Below are 20,005 nucleotides of genomic sequence, written 5' to 3'. Positions count from 1 at the left end.
CTCCAGCATCATTTACCAAACTATGAATGTTGCTTTATTTCACTCACTACTGCATTCCTCTTTTGAATGTACACATAAGAAATGATAGTAATGATCATAATGCCCCCGCCTAAATACATCCCATATTTCGTCGCAAGTGCTACAATCGTTTCTATCTGTTTTCCGAATAGAGAGCCCAGCATAAAATAAGCTAGCGTCCAAACAAGTCCTGCCATATAGGAATACAATGCATACGTTTTAAATGACATATTATTCATTCCAACCAAATACGGTACGATATGTCTCACAACGGGGATAAAATAACTTATTACTAATGCATAATGACCATATTTCCCTACTATTTCTTGTGATTTTAAAAGGTACTTTGCCTTTTTCTTTTTCATCAATTTATTAAGCACTTTTATGCCAAATATTTTCCCTAGTATATACCCTAAAGAAAGACCTGATACAACACCTAAATACGTTAATAAAAAGGCTGGAATCATACTTAATATCCCCATTGATGATACAAATCCACCGCTCATGACAATCATTTCATCTGGAATCGGCATACCGATAATACCAAGCCATAAACAAAAAAATAGTGCCCAATAACCATACTGCTCAATGTATGACATTAATTCATGTAACTCCATTATGCATATGCTCTCCTTAGCTCTTTTCTACAACTAAAGACGTAAGCTGGTGGGAAATTAAGCCACACCTTTTCTAGTGTAATTTCAGGAAAGAAATTCTGTATAAATCCTTTTTTCACAAGTGAATATTGAAATGTAATAAATTCCCCGTTCTCATGTATCGTTTCCATTACACTGTTTAAAATGCGCTTTGAAACCTCTTCTCGTAAAGAAGTGAAAGGCAATCCTGATAAGACGTAATCAATACATTCTATATTTAATTGTTCCATATACTTCTTTATATTTTCAGCTGAACCGTGTATAACAATCACGTTCTGCTCATCTTTAAATTTTCTCTTTAACTCTTTAAAAAATACTTCATTAATTTCAACAAGAAGAAATATTGTCTCCTTCTTCTTTCTCTTCATAATCTCTTTCGTAAAAGCTCCTGTACCAGGCCCTAGCTCTACAATACATTTCGCTCTATTAAAATCAATTACATCTACCATTTTCCTTGCTAATATTTTTGAGCTCGGTACAACCGCACCAATATGTTTCGGATGTTTTATAAATTCAGTTAAGAATGTTATGAGCTGCATATACTCTCTCTCCATTCGTTCAATAGTTTTTAACTTGTGTTTAAGTATAACTATCGTTTCTTAACAAATATTGAGGAGATTTCTTAAGATTTTATGAAGATGAAGGAAATTTTCATCTTTACTATAAACAAACATAAAAAATTGAATTCCAAAGATAAGCGAATCAAACATATACAAATAAGTCAGCTTGTTTATTTACCATGAATGATCATGATCCTACTCCGATTTTGTATAGCGAAGTTACTATTTTTATGTTAAAATCCTCTAAGATATTTGGAATTAGTATAGAAATCATTTTTGGAGGCTTTATGAATAATCAAAACGATAATAAATCAAATGCATTATTTGCAGCTATACAAATAGTGCTACCACTTTTATTACCTATTCTTGTCCCTACCTTTTTAATAGTGGGAATGAAAAAGTGGATGCCCGATGAAGTTAAGTATCCAAGCATAATATCATTGTTCGCATTATGTATGGGATTTTTCATAGTAGGAATTCTCTTCTCTATTGTTTTACGTTTATGTAAATTATCTGAGGAAAAATTAAAGGAATTAGGATTTTTAGGATTTACACTTTCGGCTGTTAGCACATTTTTAAGTTTTTATGTAGGTTACTTTTGGTTGGCAGACCTTAACTTCACATCAGTTGAATTATCACCTCATGCCGTATTAATTTTCGCTATTTTATGTACCTTGCTATTGGAAGGTATTTTTAAAGTAATGGACATGTTTGATAGTTCGGACGAAAATAAAGCTCACGTATAGACAAAAAAAGCATCCGACTAACATGTTAGTCGGATGCTTTTTTACTAAGATAAAAACAACTCTTGCATTACTTCGCACTCACAATCTTATAATAAGAACGAACTGTTAAGAAGTAATATCCGATATAAATAACGCTATATACTCCGATACTAATTAGAAGCGGAACCATAATTTCAAATGGTAGTATGTTTCCTAAACCTTTTAATGCAAACAAACTGTGTAGAATTCCGATTACTAGTGGAATTGCAAAGATAAAGCTCACTTGTTTTGCAATAGCTTTCTTCATCTCTTGTTTCGTTACACCAACTTTATGAAGGACAATGTAACGATCACGGTCAGCACTTGCTTCTGTAAGCTGCTTGAAGTAAATAATGGAGCCTGTCGCTAATAGGAAGACTAAGCCTAAGAATAGTCCGATGAACATCATTAGTCCAGTTGCTTCAAGTCCCATATGGAAACCAGTGTAGAAATCTCTAAATGGTGGTGCCATTTCTGATTCACCAGCTGGCATCACTTTTGTTAATTTTTCTGTTAATACTTTACTGTTTCTTTCATCTTTTACATCAATATTTTTTACAACACGTGTTCCAAATGCTTGCTTCGCTTGTTCATACATTTCATCTGGAACGACAACAACTAATTCACCTAAGTTCGTAATTGCAGTATTATTTACACCTTGGATCGTCAATGTCTTCGTTTCATTTCCAATTTGGAATACCGCTTTATTTCCTTTATATTCAGGGCTAAACTCATACCCTTCCATATAAGAACTATCATATATAAATGCTTCGCCAGTAGCTACATTCACTGTTTCCGCATCAATTTTTTTCGCAATTTTGTTGAATTCAGATTGAGATATAAACTGATATTTCTCTGAAATCGTGTAATTCATATTAAGAATGAAATCAACTTTATCTCCTTCGAATTTCCCTTTGACAGGAACCGTTTCAATTTCAAATTGATCTTTAACAGGGTGATCCTGCTTCTCCTCCACAAGAATTGCATTTACTTTCTTATCCAATTCTGCATCTTTTTTCTCATAAGAGTAACTGTATGGCATGGATGTTTTTGATTGCGTAAATGTGTTGTAATACATCGTAACTGACGTACCAACAGCTGTTAATGTTACTGCACTTAAAATAGAAATTGTCGCAAGTGACTTTGCATTTCCTTTAATACGGTATAGTAACTGTGAAGTCGTTATCATATTCATACCATTATAAAACGCTGACTTATTATTTCTTGCACGTTTCAATACGAATACTGTAAAGAACATAAATAGTAAATACGTACCTAATACTGTTGCAAGTAATATATAAAGTGCAACTACCATAAAGTTTGCATACATAACTGCCTTCATAAACATTAACGCTAAGAAATAACCTGAGCCGATTAAGAAAACTGAAATTAACGCCATAATGACAGATCCTTTTGGCATTGCCTCTCCTTCACGTTCTGCGCGGAAAAGTTCAATTAACTTAAATCGATAAATTAAACGATATCCTTGAAGTGATGTATACAAAATAATTACAAAGAAAATAATTGCTGTATCAATAACTGCAGCCATCGGTACTTCAAAATGAACGTTTAAGTTTATTCCCATCATATTTATTAGTAGTTCAAGGAATAGTTTTGAAAGAACGCTACCGATCGCAATACCGATTACTAATGACATTAATCCCATTAACATATTTTCATAAAAGAGCATTTTACCTATTTGTCTTTTTCGAATACCTAATAAGGAATATAGCCCAACTTCTTTTTTACGCTTCCGTGTAAAGAAACCGTTTGAATATATAATGAACACTGCCACGAAAATAATAAGCATCACACTTGAAACTTGAAATGCTCCGCTAATTTTTTTAGAAGCTTCCGCAGCTTTTTCCATTTGTGAATTATACTGCAACGCCTTAAATGTAAAATAAATGACGATACTAAAAATCATAGATGCAAAATATACAAAGTAGTCTTTAAAGTTCCGCTGTATGTTGCGGAGGGCAATGCTAGATAAGGTCATCAGCCATACCTCCAGAAATGGAAGACATTACGTCAACGACTTTTTGGAAGAACTGTTTACGTGTTGATTCACCGCGGTGCAATTCTTTATATAACTCACCATCTTTAATGAAAATAACTCGTTTACAATAACTTGCGGCAAACGCATCGTGTGTTACCATTAAAATTGTAGAGTTATCATATTCATTTAACGACTTCATGCTTTCTAATAAATCTGTCGCTGATTTAGAATCAAGTGCTCCCGTCGGCTCGTCACCAAATATCATACTAGGACTTGTAACAATCGCACGCGATGCTGCGCAGCGCTGCTTCTGTCCACCCGACACTTGATATGGGAACTGACTTAAAATATGATCAATACCAAATTTCTTTGAGATTTCAAGAACGCGGCGATCAATTTCACTCGCTTTCACCTTTGATAACGCAAGAGGTAACGCAATGTTCTCTTTTACCGTTAACGTATCTAATAAATTATAATCTTGGAAAATGAACCCTAAATGATCACGGCGGAATAACGCTAACTTATCATCGTTCATCTTCACGATATCTTTTCCATCAATTAAAATTTCACCGTTCGTCGCATTATCAATTGTAGAAAGAACGTTTAGTAGCGTCGTCTTACCCGAACCAGAAGGTCCCATAATTCCAACGAACTCACCTTCTTTTACTTGTAAGTTAATACCTTTTAACGCTGCAAATTTATTACCACCCGTGTCATACACTTTTTCAATATTTTTTGCTTCTAACACTGTTTTCATCTCGACATCCCTCATTTCTTCTATTCTCTATTTTCAACTATATACACTCTCTACTCTTGCCACTATCGATGTTTCTTACACAAACATGACAGTTATGTAAGACGCATAAGTAAAGATATAAAAATTTAACCTACTGAACAAAAGTACTTTGTTACTATAACATTGGGATATCATACCATCCATTCATTCTCCTTACAGGAACATTACAATTTTGTAAGGTTAAAAATGTACCCTACAAAATTGTGCATGAAATGTCGGATGGAGCTATTTTGTTCCTGCTATTCTATTTAACAAGGAGGTCATCGTATGGATTCACTTAAAAACATGAATGCAGCAATGCAGTATATTGAAAACACCCTAACAGATGAAATTGATTTTAAAGAAGTCGCAAAAATAGCTTACTGCTCTGAATATCATTTCAAAAGAATGTTTTCTTTCCTAGCTGGCATATCACTGTCAGAATATATTCGCTGTAGACGTCTTACTCTTGCTGCTTTTGAACTAAAAAACAGCGATGCAAAAGTCATTGATGTCGCTATAAAATATGGGTACAACTCACCAGACTCTTTTGCACGTGCCTTTCAAAACTTGCACGGCATAACGCCTTCAGAGGCCCGAAATAGTAGTCATTCTTTGAAAGCTTATTCACCAATGACCTTCCAGTTATCGATTCAAGGAGGAAACGAAATGAACTATCGAATTGAAAAAAAAGAACCATTTCGAATTATTGGTATTACAAAACGCGTACCGATTGTATTTAACGGTGTAAATGAAGAAATTGCTTCTATGTGGAAAAGTTTAAATCCAGAGTCCATTCAAACGTTAAAGTCCCTTTCAAACATGGAACCGAATGGAATCATTAGTGCTTCTACTAACTTTTCTGAAGGAAGAATGGAGGAAAAGGGAGAACTCGATCACTACATTGGAGTAGCCTCAACGAAAGATTGTCCAGAGCAATTCGCACAACTTGAAGTCGCAGCTTCAACGTGGGCCGTATTTGAAGCTGTCGGTCCATTTCCTGAAACATTACAAAATGTATGGGGACGCATTTATTCCGAATGGTTTCCTTCCTCAAACTATGAACTAGCGGAAGGACCAGAAATATTGTGGAATGAACAGAAAGATACATCCTCTCCAAACTTTAAAAGTGCAATTTGGATACCGGTTTTGAAGAAATAAAAAATAAAGCTGCTCCTCCTTAAAAGGAAAAGCAGCTTTTATTTATATTTTTAGTTCTTTTTTATAAGCGACGTAGGAATATCCCATTGTTAATCCTACTGCACCGATAATAATGCCAATGATTAGGAAAGCTTTCCACTCTACCGGTGCAACAATACTTAAAATCATAATAACTCCTAATACAACAAACACCTTTCCGCTAAAACGGTGCGTTTTTCTCCATACTTCTTCGTTACTTAACGTCCACGGTGTTTTTATACCTACAAAGTAGTTTGGTTTACATTGTGGTAAATAATTGCCGATGACTATAAATAAAAGACCAACAAGAATATGCGGTGTACTATTCATTGGAATGTCATAACCTAATCCAGCCCCAATTCCAATGATATTTACTAAAAATAATAAGATTAATACGCTATAATTTATTACATTATATCCTTTAGAAAACTTATCATAGTTTTTATGCTTCGGATCTATCTTAGGCAATACGGTTAATAAAGCATATATAAAAACCATAATTGCTACATCAAAAATCATCCCTCCCATTTTAGACATATGTCCATCTACCTCCCCAGCAACATTCCAATGGCTCGGAACTTCACCTGGTAAATGCGGCCACGCGACACACCATGCAATAATCGTTAAAGCAATTAATAGTAACGGAAATATATGCTTCCTCATTTCCCCTCTTCCCCCTTATTCGTAAATGTAAACACCCACGTTAATAAATCTTGAAAGACAGTTGTGTTTAAAGAGTACACAACAAATTGACCTTTCTTTTCATCTTGAATAAGTTCAGCATTTTTCAGTGCGTTTAAGTGGTGTGAAATACTTGGTTTTGTCATATTAAATTGTTCAGCAATCTCACCAGCGGTTAGATCGCCTTCTTTTAATAAGTCTAAAATTTTTCGCCTTGTTGGATCTGCTAATGCTTTGAATGCTTGATTCAATGTCTTTCTTCCTTTCACTAATTAGACATTTAGATATTTATCTAAATGTTAAAATGATTTCAGTTAATTGTCAATTATATACGAGGCCTTTTTTACTTTTTCCGCTTTTGACCTATACTGTTTACTAGCTTATCTTTCAACATAATGAAAAGACTTGAAACACATGATACACTATAGCTACAATTGTTTTTTTGAGGAGGAATATACATATGTATAAAATTTTAATCGTTGAAGACGATCCAAATATTTCATCATTACTGCAATCTCACATTCAGAAGTACGGTTATGAGGCTGTGGTAGCGGAGAATTTCGATGATATTATGGAATCGTTTAACGCAGTGAAACCACACCTTGTTTTACTTGATGTAAACTTACCGAAATTCGATGGTTTCTACTGGTGCCGTCAAATTCGTCATGAATCTACTTGTCCAATTATTTTCATTTCAGCTCGTGCTGGTGAGATGGAACAAATTATGGCGATTGAAAGCGGTGCGGATGATTATATTACAAAACCATTCCACTATGACGTTGTAATGGCGAAAATTAAAGGTCAATTACGCCGTATTTACGGTGATTATGCCCCAAATATTTCTGAACGTATCGTTGAAGTAGAAGGACTAAAATTATTCCCGGAACGTCCAGAAATTCATTTCGGTGCTGAGCAAGTTCTTTTAACGAAAAAAGAAGCTATTTTAGCAGAAATGTTATTATCTAAATTCCCTCGTACAGCGAGCCGTGAAGATTTATTAGCTGCCCTATGGGATGACGAAAGCTTCGTTGAAGAAAATACATTAAACGTAAACATTACGCGTCTTCGTAAAAAGTTCAATGAGCTTGGTATTGAAAATGCTATTGAAACAGTACGTGGACTTGGGTATCGTTTTAACGCAACTTGGAGTGAATAAGCATGAAGCTATTTTTACGTGATCATTTTGCATTTTTTCTACTATACGTATTAAACTTCGGTATCATTTTCGTTCTTTATGATGCAGTAGATGGATTTCAAAATAATAAATTTTACTTCGTCGTTTTAAGTTTATATTTATTCATTTGTTTCCTCGCTTATCGTTACGTTCGCAATCGTAGAATGTACCATAGATTAAGTGAGCAACCAGAGAAAATGGAAGATGCGTTTATTGAAAGAGCAACTGCTCCGATGCCTCACGGTGTAAATGAACTCGTGCGCACGCAGTATCGTCTATTCCAAAAAGAACTACAATCGTATGAAGTAAAACAGCAAGAACATCAATTATTTATTAATCACTGGGTGCATCAAATGAAGACACCTGTTTCTGTTATGCAACTTATGGTGCTAGAAATGGAAGATGAACACTTGATTCCGAAATTCAAAAAAGAATTAGAACGATTAAATCAAGGACTCGATATGGCTTTATATATGGCAAGATTAAATAACTTCCATGAAGATTTCCATGTTGAGACGATTTCATTAAAAGATGCGGTAACAAAAAATATTAACGGATTAAAAGAACTATTCATTCGAAACGGAGTCTTCCCTGTTTTAGAAGTTCATTCCGATTTAAAAGTTGCTTCTGATGCGAAATGGCTAAAATTCATTATTTATCAGTTAATGACAAATGCCGTTCGTTACTCTGGTGAGCGCGGAAAGAAAGTTTTCTTATCTGCTTACCGAAACGGAAAAGATATTATTTTAGAAGTTCGTGATGAAGGTGTTGGTATCCCACAAGAAGATATTCGAAGAGTATTTGAACCTTTTTACACTGGAAAAAATGGTCGCGCATTCGGAGAATCTACTGGTATGGGACTTTATATTGTAAGTAAAATTTGTGATTATTTAGGTCACTCTGTGAAACTAGACTCTGAAGTTGGTAAAGGAACGACGATTAAAATCATCTTCCACAACGCTGCAAATAATCAAGCAGAGCATACAGAGAAGGTGACCGAAGCATGATCGGAACATATGCTAGCAAAATGTATGAGAACGCACTCTCATACATTTTTTGCAATAAAACTACATATTTGCCTTCTAGCGGGAGGTACATATTATGACATTTTGGCAGTTTGCCTTTAAAAATGTAACGCGTAATTCCAGAGCTTATTTTGCTTATTTCGTCAGCAGTTCCTTTTCAATTGCTGTTTTCTTTTCGTTTGCTGTTTACTTATTCCATCCAAAATTACAAAACTTTAGCATGAACGCTGAAATTTCAGGATTAATGATATTTTCAGAAGTTGTAATTGTATTTTTCTCTTTCTTCTTTTTACTATATTCCATTGGTACTTTTTTAAAAGTTAGAAAAAAACAATTCGGAGTTTTGACCGTTTTAGGTATATCGAGAAAGCAATTACATCGTCTCGTTTTTATGGAAAATATGTTAATCGGTATTTTATCTATCTTTTTCGGTATGCAGTTTGGACTTGTATTTTCACAATTTTTCTTATTAGTCACAGCAAAAATTACGCACGTCCCAGGCATATATTTATACTTGCCTATTAACGCCTTTATTTTAACGACTATCGTCTTCCTTAGTCTTTTTATCATTGTATCTACATTCACACCAATGCTTATTCGTACAAAAAAAGCGGTACGCCTTTTAAAAACAAATGACGGAAAACAAAAAGAAAAAAAACCGTCCATACTTGTTTCCTTATTTGGTGCGATTTGTTTATTAGGTGGTTATGCTTTAGCTGGAAATCCTAAATATTTCGTATCAGTAAGCCCGCAAATAGGTGTTATATATATGGTTTCAAGTATTTTTGTTATCCCAACGCTTGTTACAATTGGGACATATTTTTTCTTTTCACAAATTAGTTTTTTACTTATTTACATTTTAAAAACGAGAAGAAAGTTTTATATGAAACGGGTTAATATGCTTTGGATTTCTGATTTAGCAAGCCGTATTCGAACGAATATTAATATGCTTTTTATTGTAGCAATGCTCTCTACTATTGCTTTCACAATGATAACGTTCCTATATGGATTCGGGAAATTTGTTAAGCTAGAAGTTAATAGAATTTCTCCTTTCCCAATTTCTTATTTTTCTTATGATGCAAATCCTTTTGTTACTGAGCATTTAAATTGGCTTGAACACCAATTACAAAAAGAGCATTTTCCTTATGAGAAAATCAAAACTGATATATATGAAACACCACTAGAAGAAGATAAAGGTGTAGCTATTTATAATGACGTATACGCAATTAAGCAAAGTGACTATAACAAACTTGCGGGTTCTTTACGAATGAAACAACTATTTATGGACAATAACGAAGCATACGTGTTAACGGGGACATCTTATATCACTATATTCAACGAATTTGAGCAAAGCTACAAAAGAGATTACATTACACTCTCTAGTACAAATACGAAATTAAAAGTAAAAGGCTATGAACATGTTAATGCGATTCCATCTGACTTTTCATATCAAACGATAGTTTTGCCTGATATTCACGTAAATAACTTACCTAACACGGTAAAGCATATATCAGCATACAATTACAAAATTCAAAACTGGGAACAGACATATAAAATAGCTGATGATTTTATAGAAAAAGTGCAAAAAGATCGAAATAACTCCCATTATGAAGGACCTCTTATTCGATCCTTTGAATCAGCAGGAACGTTATATAAAATAACGTCTGGTAGTGCCGCATTCTTCCTAATCGGGACATTTTTAGGAGTTATTTTCTTCATTGGAGCTGGTAGTGTTCTTTACTTTAGAATGTATACAGATTTGACGAATGAACAAGAGAAGTATATAACAATTTCTAAGATCGGTGTGACAGATGAAGAGATGAAACGATCTGCGACCATTCAGCTTAGTATTTTATTTTTCGTTCCTTACATTATGGCATCCATTCATACAATGTTTGCAACGAAAATGCTACAAGATGTAATTGGTTTATCTTTGTTCAAAGAAGTTTCAGCCGTTCTTATTATTTTTGGATTCGTTGAAGTTGTATTTTTCTTATTCATTCGTTCACTTTACATGCAAAAATTATCACAGTATACGAATGGACAAATTATTTAAAACAAACGTGATGAAAAGAGTATCTTTCATACTTTTTTCATCTTCACTTTATTAGGAGGCTTAGGTGAATGACATTTTGGCAGTTTGCATTTAAAAACGTTACTCGGAACGCCAGAGCTTATTTCGCCTATTTTGTAAGCAGTGCGTTTTCCATTGCTATTTTTTTCTCATTTGCAGTTTATTTATTTCATCCTAAATTGCATATGACAGACGTAAATGTTGCTCTGAACATATTAATGACAATTTCAGAAGTTGTCATTGTATTCTTTTCGTTTTTCTTTTTACTATATTCAATCGGTACTTTCTTAAAAGTACGAAAAAAGCAATTTGGGATTTTAACAGTACTTGGCATATCTCAAAAGCAATTAAAAAGACTCGTATTTCTAGAAAACATGCTAATTGGTGTTCTTTCCATATTTTTCGGCATTCAACTTGGACTTGTCTTTTCACAGTTCTTTCTATTAGTTACCGCCAAAATTACACATGTACCTGGTTTATATTTATATTGGCCGACGAGTGCTATTATTTTAACTACGATCATCTTTCTTGGACTCTTCATTCTCGTTTCATCTTTTACGCCGATGCTCATTCGGACGAGAAAGGCTGTACGTCTTTTAAAAGAAGGAACAAAGCAAAAAGAAAGAAAAGCATCCGTGCTCATCTCTCTATTTGGTACGACATGTTTAATAACTGGATATGTATTAGCAGCAAATCCGTTATATTTTATGTCCCTAGGTGATATGATTGGAATCCTATATGCCGTCTCTAGCATATTCGTCATTCCTTCACTTGTTGCAGCTGGAACATATTTTTTCTTTTCACAAATTAGTTTTTTACTCATTCGTATATTAAAAACGCGAAGAACATTTTATATGAAGCGTACGAATATGCTTTGGATTTCTGATTTAGCAGCGCGCATTCGGACAAACATTAACATGCTCTTTATTGTAGCGATGCTATCAACACTCGCTTTTACTATGATTACATTCTTATACGGTTTTGGGAAATTTACAAAGTTTGATGCAATAAGACAAAACCCTTTCCCTTTTACGTATTTATCACATACTGAAAATACGTTAGCGGATGAACATTTAAATTGGTTAGAACAAAAATTTAATGAAGAGCACTTTACTTATAAAAAACTTAAAACGGATATATATGAAGTATCTTCGGCTGAAGAAAACCCAAAGCTCTATTATGCAATTAAACAAAGTGATTACAATATACTTGCTAAGGCGTTAAATTGGGAACATCTCAACGTGAAAAATAATGAATCTTATATCCTTATAAAAGACATAGATGATCAATTCATTGGCACAATTTATGATACAGAACGGAAAGATATTCTTACACTTACTCAAAACAGCCTACAGCTCCAAGTGAAAGAATATAAAAATTATAATCCTTTCCCAAACAGCTTAATCTCAACATTACTCGTATTATCTGATGCAAATGTAGAGGCATTATCATCAGCTTCAAAACAGATGAGTGTATATAGCTTTAAAGTTAACGAATGGGAAAAAGCACATAACATCGGTTCGGAATTTATAACAAAAATTATTAATGATAATGAAACGATCAAAGCTGAGCACCCACCATTCCATGCAAGTGAAGCAAGCGATTCTCTATACACAACTAAACTAAATGTCGCTTCGTTCTTCTTAATTGGTACTTTCTTAGGTGTTATTTTCTTTATTGGTGCTGGTAGTGTTCTTTACTTCAGGATGTATACAGATTTAACAAATGAGCAAGAAAAGTATGTAACGATTACAAAAATCGGTTTAACAGAAGCCGAAATGAAACGATCTGCTACCATTCAACTTGCGATTCTGTTCTTTGTTCCATACATTATGGCATCGATTCATACGATGTTTGCGACAAAGATGCTACAAGAAATATTACATCTCTCGTTCTTCGCTGAGATTACAGTCGTACTGATGATTTTTGGAACAGTTGAAGTTATATTTTTCCTTTTAATTCGTTCCTTCTATATGCAAAAATTATCACAACACATTAAGTTCTAAAGGATAGAAAGGTGATTACTATGGAAGAAGTATTACACATAAAAAACGTCTCAAAAGTGTATGAAGGAAAAGTCCCTCATACTGCTTTAAAAAATATAAATTTACATGTAGATAAAGGAGAATTTGTCGCTATCATGGGACCATCTGGTAGTGGTAAATCTACATTTTTAAACGTTATCTCTACAATTGATTCACCTACTTCTGGTGATGTCGTGATTAACGGAAAAAAACCACACACATTTCGTAGAGAGAAGTTAGCTATTTTCCGCCGACAAGAGTTAGGATTTGTTTTCCAAAACTTTAACCTACTAGATACACTAACAATCGGTGAAAATATCGTACTACCTTTAACATTAGATAATGTTCCATTAAAAGAAATGGACGAAAAGCTTGATAACATTTCAAAAAAGCTTGGCATTGATCATATTTTAGACAAACGTATTTTTGAAGTTTCTGGGGGCCAAGCACAGCGTACCGCAGTAGCACGTGCTGTTATTCATCATCCGTCACTTCTACTTGCCGATGAACCAACAGGAAACTTAGATTCGAAAGCAGCGATCGATGTAATGGAGTTATTTACGAAGTTAAATAAAGAAGAAGATGCAACAATTTTAATGGTTACGCACGATCCATTTGCAGCAAGTTATTGTAACCGCGTCATTTTCATTAAAGATGGTGAGCTTTACAACGAACTACACCGCGGACTATATCGCGAGAAATTTTATCAAGAAATATTAGATGTTTTAGCATTATTAGGAGGGAGACGTGGATGACATTTTGGCAATTCGCATTTAAAAATGTCTCGCGTAATTCGAAAGCATATTTCGCCTACTTTGTAAGTAGTGCGTTTTCTATCATGGTTTTCTTTTCATTTACTGTATACGCGTATCACCCGCGGTTACAGAGTGTACAAAGCTTTCAAGAACGTGATCCTCTAATGAACTTAGCTAGTACGGCACAGCTTGTGATTGTTATGTTCTCGTTCTTCTTTCTCTTATATTCAATTGGAACATTTTTAAATGTACGGAAGCAGCAATTCGGGATACTCACAATTCTCGGTATCTCACAGAGACAATTAAAAAGACTGTTATTTACTGAAAACATGATGATCGGGATATTGTCCATCTTTATCGGTATACAAGGTGGCCTCGTGTTTTCTAACTTTTTCTTATTAGTCACTTCGAAATTAACAAGTGCGAAAGGCCTTTATTTATATTGGCCAACAGAGGCGATTATCGTTACAACCGTAACGTTTATCATTTTATTTTTAATCGTTTCTACGTTTACACCAATGTTTATTCGTACTCGAAAAACAGCCCACCTCATTAAAGGGAACAAGAAAATGCCAGCTGAAAAAAGACCATCTATACTCATCTCTTTATTCGCTTTAATTTGTTTAGGGCTATGCTATTATATCGCTGGTTATCCGCGAGGCTACGTAACGGAAAAAAATGTGCAAAATGGATCTGTCTTTTTTATTATGTTATCTATTTTACCACTCGTAGTAGTCGGGACATATTTATTCTTTTCACAAACATTTCTTCTTTTTATCTATATTTTAAAGAAGCGTAGAAAGTTTTATTTGAAACAAATAAATATGTTATGGATTTCGGACTTAGTTGCTCGTACCCGTAGTAATATTAACGTACTCTTTATCGTTTCTATGCTATCTGCACTTGCATTTACAATTATTATTGGGTTATTCGCCGCTAATAACAATACGAAGGCATCAGTACTAGAGCGATATCCCGTCCCCTTCACTTATACATCAGAAGGTGACAATTCCCTTGAGCAAAAGCATATTTCTACAATTGAAACGGAGCTTACAACTAGTAATTTTCAGTACAACAAATATAAGTTTACAGTCTTAAAAGATACAGCTTCAAAAGAAGATATTATGCTTATGAAGATGAGCGATTATAACGCAATCGCTCATCAATTGAAAAGACCGGAAATAACAATCGATTCTACAGAAGTGTATATTATTTCTCGCCACTCACCAGAACTTCTCGATCTCGTATCTAATCCATTTGCAAAGCAAAATACGATTACACTCGGATCTAATAAAAAAGAATTTCATATTAAAGGGTTTATTAATAAGGGAATAGAACCATCCTTTGCATTCCCACATTTAGCTGTCGTACAAGATTATGTATTTGATAATATGATTCCTCATATTGAAACAACCGTAATCTATAACTACTTCGTAGAAAACTGGGAAAATGCAATAGTTCCAACCAGAAATATGTTACGCGTTATTAGTGGTGATGCACGTGCGTTCTACGAAAAGCATACAGAAGAGAACGCTCAAGTTCCTTTCTTCATACATACGGCTACGGATGAACTCATTTACGGTAAAGGAAATGCAGTTGCTCAATTCTTTATTTGGGCATTTCTTGGTTTTATCTTCTTTATCGGTGCGGCTAGTGTCTTATATTTCCGTATGTATAATGACTTAACAACTGAAAAACAAAAGTATATTACGATTACAAAGCTTGGCTTAACTGAATTAGAAATGTTTCGCTCTGCAACCATTCAATTAGGAATTTTATTTTTTGTTCCGTATATCGTTGCTGGTGTTCACACGTTATTTGCGGTTAAGTTTTTACAAAGCATGTTTTCTTTCTCCTTACTAAAAGAGACATGTATCGTACTCACCTTTTTCGGGATTATCGAGATTATTTTCTTCTTCTTAATCCGTTCTCTGTACATTAATAAATTATCACAGCATATAAAAATATGAATAAAATGGCCTTGTGCGTATTGCACAAGGCCATTTTCAATAGTTTTTAAAAAATTAGCAGCAATATCCACCATAGCCGCCTGCGTAACCGCCGTAACCACCATAACCACAACCGCCTCCGCCTCCGCCGAAGCAGCTAGCACCGATGATAATTAATAAAATAAACAATACGATTAGAAGCGCAAAACCGCCTCCGCAACCATGGTTTCTGCGGTTACAATCATCATGTCTGTGTTCACACTTTTCGCTCATTACTCTATTCCTCCTTTAGTATCATTCATAACAAGTTCACCTTGCTCTAAATGAGGGGATTCCATTTATAGTATGTTTTCAGGGCGAATAGGAAGCTTGGCTTACCTAAAAACGGGCTTGTTTTTGGAAATGGGCTTCATCAAAAAAAAGATACCAATTAAGGTATCTTCTAAATAAAAGTATTTAATAAAAGCGCAAAGCCAAATGCAATAAATGATAACAATGTCTCAAGTACCGTCCACGTTTTAAACGTTTCCTTCACCGTTAATCCTAAATACTCTTTTACAAGCCAAAACCCTGCATCATTTACGTGAGAAAACATTAATGATCCTGCACCTGTTGCTATAACGAGCAATTCTAAATTTACACCTGACATGTGCTGAATAACTGGTGAAACAATCCCTGCTGCTGTCGTTAATGCTACTGTCGCTGAACCTGTTGCAATTCGAATTAATCCAGCTACCATGAACGCTAATACAATTGGTGATAACGATATATGTTCTGCCATTTGTGCAATCGCCGTTCCAACGCCGCTTTCAATTAATATTTGTTTAAATCCACCACCTGCACCGATAATTAAAATAATGGAACCGACCGGTAATAAACTTTCATCCGTTAATTTTTTAATGACCTTTTTATTAATTCCTTGTCTTATTCCAAGTAAATAGAATGCTGCGAAACATGAAATAAGTAAAGCAATTACTGGACTTCCTATAAACACAAAAAATTCAGTTATTTTTTTCGGTAATGAAATATATGGTGCAACTACTGATAAAATCATTAATACAACCGGTAATAAAATAATAAAGAATGAAACTTTACGACTTGGTAAATCAGTTGATACTGTCGTAACTCGAACAAGCTCTGGTTCATTTTCAGGTATAACCCTTTTATGTACCCACTTTGCAAATATAGGTCCTGCGATAATGGCTGTTGGTAACGCGATAATTAATGAATATAAAAGTACCTTTCCTAAGTTCGCGTTATAAATACCGATTGCTGTCATCGCCCCTGGATGTGGCGGTACGAGCCCATGCACAATAGATAATCCCGCAATAACAGGTAACGCAATTAATAATATATTTTGCTTCGTCGTTTTTCGAATGGAAATAACAAGTGGTAATAAAATGACAATCCCCACTTCAAAAAATACCGGAATCCCTATAACAAATCCTGCAAATAACATAGCCCAAGGTAGTTTCTTCACACCGAAAAATCGAATAAAGAAATCTGCCACTTGCATGCCGGCCCCTGAATCGGACATCATTTTTCCTAAAATTGTTCCGAGAGCTAAAATACCAACTAAATGCCCTAGTACACTACCAACACCAGTTTCATAGGCGGTCACTATTTTCGTTAAATTCAGTCCAGACATGATGGCTAAAAATAAACTCGCAACTGTTAAACTAATAAATGCATGCCATTTCCACCATGATACCCCTAAAATAACAATCGCGATTGCAAGTAACGTGACGATTAATAAGTATATATCCATCTCTCATTCCCCTTACTTTTCCCCCGTATTTGTGGACAGTAAACACCTAATTGGTGCGGGATAAACCCAATTAAAGTTTCACTTTATAAAAAAAGAGGGCGAATACCCTCTTTTTATACGTCATAATTCACTACATAATGCTGCATTTCTGTGTTGTAGTAGCCTTCGCTATATTCAATTACTTCGCCAACTTCATCGTAAGAATAACGCATACGTTTTAATAGCGCTGTCCCCTCTTTTTCACCTAACGCTTCTGCAACGAAACTAGGCGCGAGTCCAACTACGAATTCATCTCTGAAGTTTTCTAAATGTATACCTCGGTCTTCAACTAAATCATAAAGCGATTGTAAATCAAAGTCCGATAAATCTGTACTTGCCATGTGTGCTGAGAAATAGTGCGTATAATGAATGTACGGTGCATCATTTAACGTATATAAACGTTCGATACGAAAACTCTCCTTACCGAATAATCGAAATGGCACTGTTCCTTCTTCATTATGAACGACTTCTGCTTTTAGTAATTTCTTTTGTACTTTATATCCTTCTTCCACTAACACTTCTGTAAATTTCTTTCCCTTTGACAACTTTGTCGCAGAAGTATTACGGATGACTTTCGTTCCTTTACCGCTTTTCTTTTCCAAATATCCTTCTTGAGCAAGTTCTTTAATCGCATTACGCACTGTAATTTTACTCACTTTGAACTCTTCTTCTAACTGCGGTTCGGAAGGAATATTCGTATGAATCGCATATACACCATGCAATATTCGATCACGAATAATATTTTTTATTTGTAAATATAATGGTCCTTTTTTCCTCGTTACGTTCACCGTTACACCCACTACCTTTCTACATCACCTACTGATGCCGTCATTGCCCGAAGTATATCCTTCTCTGATGACATTGGCGTATCACCGACGATTGTATGTGCAAGCATTCCAGCTGCTGACGCAAATGAAACAGCTTTCTCTGGTGCAAACTCTTCTATCTCGCCATGAATAATCCCGCTCGTATAAGCATCTCCAGCACCTATTCTATCATATACAGAAAACGTAAGTGTTTTTGCAAAAGTGAACGCACCATCTTTACATATAAACCCGCGAAGCGAGTGTGTATTATCGCTATTAATAGAGCGATGTGTACCAGCAATTGTAGCAATATGATATGTTTCAGCCACTTTCGGAATAAGATCAACAAGTTGCGCCTCTCGCTCTGTCTCTTCTGTTTTCATTCCAAGAACGAACATTGCATCTTTTTCATTCATCATAACGATATCAGCAAGAGCTAGCATTTCTTCATAATGCGGTTTCGCCTGCTCATATCCATCCTCTCCCCAAAGAGATGGACGATAATTGCAATCAAAAACGACAGTGCCTCCGCTTTCTTTAACTGCTTTCGCTAAAGATTTCATATGATGGCGCACCGTATCATTTATCGCAAGTGTAATGCCGCAAAAATGAACGATATCAATTTCCTTGACGATTTCTTCAAATTGATACATTTCTTCACATGCCGTATTAAAGCTACTTTCTAGGCGATTTGAATATGTAACGCGGCTTGCACGTGCTCCAAATCCATTTTCTAAAAAGTACATGCCGACATATTTACCACCTCTTGAAATAAACGGTGCCTGAATGCCTAATTTTTGAATGTGCGATATCGCAGCATCTCCAACCGAGTTTTCCGGTAAAGTTGAAATAAGAAAACCTTCATGCCCTAGATGAGAAAGCGCCGCTGCAACGTTCACACCTGTACCAGAAAATGAGTAATTTAATGTGTTAGCTTGTGACAACAATTCATATCCTGGTACTTGCAGGCGCATCATTACTTCGCCAAATGCTGCAATTTTCTTACGCATATTGATCAACTAGCTTCTTCACTACCGCTAATAACTCACGAACATCTTCTGTTTTCGTATTACCAGTTTCTTTATCAATAATAGAAGAGTACACGTGCGGGATAACTTGCTCTACATTTGCATCTAATGCGATACGTACAATTGTTTCAAAGTTTTCTTTATCAATTCCGCCTGTTGGCTCTAATGCAAAGCCTTCTTCCGCACATGCTTTCGCAACTGCGCGATATTCTTCTTCATGCGCTAATCCTTCCATTGGGAAGTATTTCAATGAATTTCCGCCCATATCACGTACAAGTGCGATTGCTGTTTTAATTGGAACGATTGCTTTTTCTTCTCCAGCTGCACTAATTGGACCAGTAGAAATATTTACGTACCCTACTTTTCCTGTTGGTGATACTAAACTATTAATCCAGCTATCTTTTCCGCCAAGGTTTGCACGTGTCGCTCCAACTGAAGGGAACACTTGGTTAATATGACTACCAGGATAATGCTTCGCAATTTCAGCTACAACTGCCGCTTGGCGATTATCTCCTGCTCCTAGTCCGATTGATACAGCGTCATCAATTTCTTGTCCGTATGCTTTCATTGCAGTTACTGCTTCTTCTACTGTTGGATATTCTTTTGATAACACTCCCACTACTACATAACCTTCTGCCGCTTCAAAAATGTCTTTTGCATTTTCGATATTGTTTGCTAATACATTTAATGCTACACGGCCTTTATAAAAACGTTTTTGAATGTTTGTCATT

19 protein-coding genes are annotated in these 20,005 nt (G+C 35.0%); 8 read left to right on the top strand and 11 right to left on the bottom strand.

Annotated features, from left to right (window positions below; genetic code table 11):
- Positions 1–20: 20 nt before the first annotated feature.
- Positions 21–635, bottom strand: a complete 615-nt coding sequence (locus tag ILT06_RS00270; RefSeq protein ID WP_000418951.1) for a DedA family protein — start codon at positions 633–635, stop codon at positions 21–23.
- Positions 635–1,213, bottom strand: a complete 579-nt coding sequence (locus ILT06_RS00265) for a class I SAM-dependent methyltransferase (RefSeq protein WP_001176096.1) — start codon at positions 1,211–1,213, stop codon at positions 635–637. The genes ILT06_RS00270 and ILT06_RS00265 overlap by 1 nt, the downstream gene beginning before the upstream one ends.
- Positions 1,214–1,521: 308 nt before the next feature.
- Here ILT06_RS00265 and ILT06_RS00260 point away from each other — a divergent pair, with 308 nt between their 5' ends.
- Positions 1,522–1,980: a hypothetical protein gene (locus ILT06_RS00260; RefSeq protein WP_001064712.1), complete on the top strand. Its 459-nt coding sequence runs from the start codon at positions 1,522–1,524 to the stop codon at positions 1,978–1,980.
- 67 nt (positions 1,981–2,047) lie between these two features.
- Here the strand turns inward: ILT06_RS00260 and ILT06_RS00255 are convergent, their stop codons facing one another.
- Both ILT06_RS00255 and ILT06_RS00250 read right to left on the bottom strand, forming a co-directional pair.
- Complete coding sequence (locus tag ILT06_RS00255) at positions 2,048–3,997, bottom strand: ABC transporter permease (protein ID WP_000176143.1); 1,950 nt, start codon at positions 3,995–3,997, stop codon at positions 2,048–2,050.
- Entirely contained in the window at positions 3,984–4,754 is a 771-nt protein-coding gene (locus ILT06_RS00250) for an ABC transporter ATP-binding protein (RefSeq protein WP_000859659.1), read from the bottom strand. The genes ILT06_RS00255 and ILT06_RS00250 overlap by 14 nt, the downstream gene beginning before the upstream one ends.
- A 306-nt stretch (positions 4,755–5,060) precedes the next feature.
- On the opposite strand from ILT06_RS00250, the gene ILT06_RS00245 reads away from it, so the two are divergent.
- Complete coding sequence (locus ILT06_RS00245; RefSeq protein ID WP_064474457.1) at positions 5,061–5,933, top strand: AraC family transcriptional regulator; 873 nt, start codon at positions 5,061–5,063, stop codon at positions 5,931–5,933.
- A 42-nt stretch (positions 5,934–5,975) separates the two neighbouring features.
- Here the strand turns inward: ILT06_RS00245 and ILT06_RS00240 are convergent, their stop codons facing one another.
- Entirely contained in the window at positions 5,976–6,614 is a 639-nt protein-coding gene (locus ILT06_RS00240; RefSeq protein WP_064474456.1) for an SdpI family protein, read from the bottom strand.
- Positions 6,611–6,883, bottom strand: coding sequence for an autorepressor SdpR family transcription factor (locus ILT06_RS00235; protein ID WP_001070536.1), 273 nt, complete (start codon positions 6,881–6,883; stop codon positions 6,611–6,613). The genes ILT06_RS00240 and ILT06_RS00235 overlap by 4 nt, the downstream gene beginning before the upstream one ends.
- Positions 6,884–7,092: 209 nt before the next feature.
- Here ILT06_RS00235 and ILT06_RS00230 point away from each other — a divergent pair, with 209 nt between their 5' ends.
- The 6 genes from ILT06_RS00230 to ILT06_RS00205 all read left to right on the top strand — a co-directional run bounded on the left by ILT06_RS00230 (position 7,093) and on the right by ILT06_RS00205 (position 15,654).
- A complete protein-coding gene (locus ILT06_RS00230; protein WP_000276736.1) occupies positions 7,093–7,788 on the top strand; it encodes a response regulator transcription factor in 696 nt (231 codons plus the stop codon).
- Positions 7,789–7,790: 2 nt separating this feature from the next.
- Positions 7,791–8,813 carry a sensor histidine kinase gene (locus ILT06_RS00225; protein WP_000765337.1) on the top strand — a complete coding sequence of 341 codons (1,023 nt, stop codon included), beginning with the start codon at positions 7,791–7,793 and terminating at the stop codon, positions 8,811–8,813.
- 94 nt (positions 8,814–8,907) lie between these two features.
- Positions 8,908–10,887, top strand: a complete 1,980-nt coding sequence (locus tag ILT06_RS00220) for an FtsX-like permease family protein (RefSeq protein WP_064474455.1) — start codon at positions 8,908–8,910, stop codon at positions 10,885–10,887.
- Between the two features lie 68 nt (positions 10,888–10,955).
- A complete protein-coding gene (locus ILT06_RS00215; RefSeq protein WP_222654758.1) occupies positions 10,956–12,911 on the top strand; it encodes an ABC transporter permease in 1,956 nt (651 codons plus the stop codon).
- Positions 12,912–12,931: 20 nt separating this feature from the next.
- A complete protein-coding gene (locus ILT06_RS00210) occupies positions 12,932–13,684 on the top strand; it encodes an ABC transporter ATP-binding protein (protein ID WP_000393250.1) in 753 nt (250 codons plus the stop codon).
- On the top strand, positions 13,681–15,654 hold the full coding sequence (locus ILT06_RS00205; protein WP_222654757.1) for an FtsX-like permease family protein: 1,974 nt from the start codon (positions 13,681–13,683) through the stop codon (positions 15,652–15,654). The genes ILT06_RS00210 and ILT06_RS00205 overlap by 4 nt, the downstream gene beginning before the upstream one ends.
- A gap of 54 nt (positions 15,655–15,708) precedes the next feature.
- On the opposite strand, the gene ILT06_RS00200 is transcribed toward ILT06_RS00205, so the two are convergent.
- From ILT06_RS00200 to dagF, 5 genes are all read right to left on the bottom strand, one after another.
- Positions 15,709–15,906, bottom strand: a complete 198-nt coding sequence (locus ILT06_RS00200) for a YjcZ family sporulation protein (protein ID WP_064474452.1) — start codon at positions 15,904–15,906, stop codon at positions 15,709–15,711.
- A 169-nt stretch (positions 15,907–16,075) separates the two neighbouring features.
- A complete protein-coding gene (gntP, locus tag ILT06_RS00195) occupies positions 16,076–17,401 on the bottom strand; it encodes a gluconate permease GntP (RefSeq protein ID WP_063259501.1) in 1,326 nt (441 codons plus the stop codon).
- A gap of 113 nt (positions 17,402–17,514) precedes the next feature.
- Entirely contained in the window at positions 17,515–18,240 is a 726-nt protein-coding gene (locus tag ILT06_RS00190) for a GntR family transcriptional regulator (protein ID WP_098101773.1), read from the bottom strand.
- The gene (locus ILT06_RS00185) at positions 18,240–19,256 is read right to left on the bottom strand and encodes a sugar kinase (protein ID WP_222654756.1); all 1,017 of its coding nucleotides are present in this window, start codon (positions 19,254–19,256) and stop codon (positions 18,240–18,242) included. The genes ILT06_RS00190 and ILT06_RS00185 overlap by 1 nt, the downstream gene beginning before the upstream one ends.
- Complete coding sequence (gene dagF, locus ILT06_RS00180) at positions 19,249–20,004, bottom strand: 2-dehydro-3-deoxy-phosphogluconate aldolase (protein ID WP_222654755.1); 756 nt, start codon at positions 20,002–20,004, stop codon at positions 19,249–19,251. The genes ILT06_RS00185 and dagF overlap by 8 nt, the downstream gene beginning before the upstream one ends.
- Position 20,005 lies beyond the last annotated feature (1 nt).

Origin of the sequence: Bacillus sp. 17RED48 (assembly GCF_019837545.1) — a bacterium.
In the GTDB taxonomy this organism is placed as follows: Bacteria; Bacillota; Bacilli; order Bacillales; family Bacillaceae_G; genus Bacillus_A; species Bacillus_A wiedmannii.
The sequence above is the reverse complement of the archived record's forward strand: the minus strand, read 5'-3'. Positions and strand labels throughout refer to the sequence as shown.

Bases quoted from the DNA above. Each gene is read 5' to 3' on its own strand.
- ILT06_RS00230 (WP_000276736.1), top strand. From the start codon at position 7,093: ATGTATAAAATTTTAATCGTTGAAGACGATCCAAATATTTCATCATTA.
- ILT06_RS00265 (WP_001176096.1), bottom strand. From the start codon at position 1,213: ATGCAGCTCATAACATTCTTAACTGAATTTATAAAACATCCGAAACAT.
- ILT06_RS00255 (WP_000176143.1), bottom strand. From the start codon at position 3,997: ATGACCTTATCTAGCATTGCCCTCCGCAACATACAGCGGAACTTTAAA.
- ILT06_RS00220 (WP_064474455.1), top strand. From the start codon at position 8,908: ATGACATTTTGGCAGTTTGCCTTTAAAAATGTAACGCGTAATTCCAGA.
- ILT06_RS00260 (WP_001064712.1), top strand. From the start codon at position 1,522: ATGAATAATCAAAACGATAATAAATCAAATGCATTATTTGCAGCTATA.
- ILT06_RS00215 (WP_222654758.1), top strand. From the start codon at position 10,956: ATGACATTTTGGCAGTTTGCATTTAAAAACGTTACTCGGAACGCCAGA.
- ILT06_RS00185 (WP_222654756.1), bottom strand. From the start codon at position 19,256: ATGCGTAAGAAAATTGCAGCATTTGGCGAAGTAATGATGCGCCTGCAA.
- ILT06_RS00240 (WP_064474456.1), bottom strand. From the start codon at position 6,614: ATGAGGAAGCATATATTTCCGTTACTATTAATTGCTTTAACGATTATT.
- ILT06_RS00210 (WP_000393250.1), top strand. From the start codon at position 12,932: ATGGAAGAAGTATTACACATAAAAAACGTCTCAAAAGTGTATGAAGGA.
- ILT06_RS00225 (WP_000765337.1), top strand. From the start codon at position 7,791: ATGAAGCTATTTTTACGTGATCATTTTGCATTTTTTCTACTATACGTA.
- ILT06_RS00250 (WP_000859659.1), bottom strand. From the start codon at position 4,754: ATGAAAACAGTGTTAGAAGCAAAAAATATTGAAAAAGTGTATGACACG.
- dagF (WP_222654755.1), bottom strand. From the start codon at position 20,004: ATGACAAACATTCAAAAACGTTTTTATAAAGGCCGTGTAGCATTAAAT.
- ILT06_RS00205 (WP_222654757.1), top strand. From the start codon at position 13,681: ATGACATTTTGGCAATTCGCATTTAAAAATGTCTCGCGTAATTCGAAA.
- ILT06_RS00245 (WP_064474457.1), top strand. From the start codon at position 5,061: ATGGATTCACTTAAAAACATGAATGCAGCAATGCAGTATATTGAAAAC.
- ILT06_RS00270 (WP_000418951.1), bottom strand. From the start codon at position 635: ATGGAGTTACATGAATTAATGTCATACATTGAGCAGTATGGTTATTGG.
- gntP (WP_063259501.1), bottom strand. From the start codon at position 17,401: ATGGATATATACTTATTAATCGTCACGTTACTTGCAATCGCGATTGTT.
- ILT06_RS00200 (WP_064474452.1), bottom strand. From the start codon at position 15,906: ATGAGCGAAAAGTGTGAACACAGACATGATGATTGTAACCGCAGAAAC.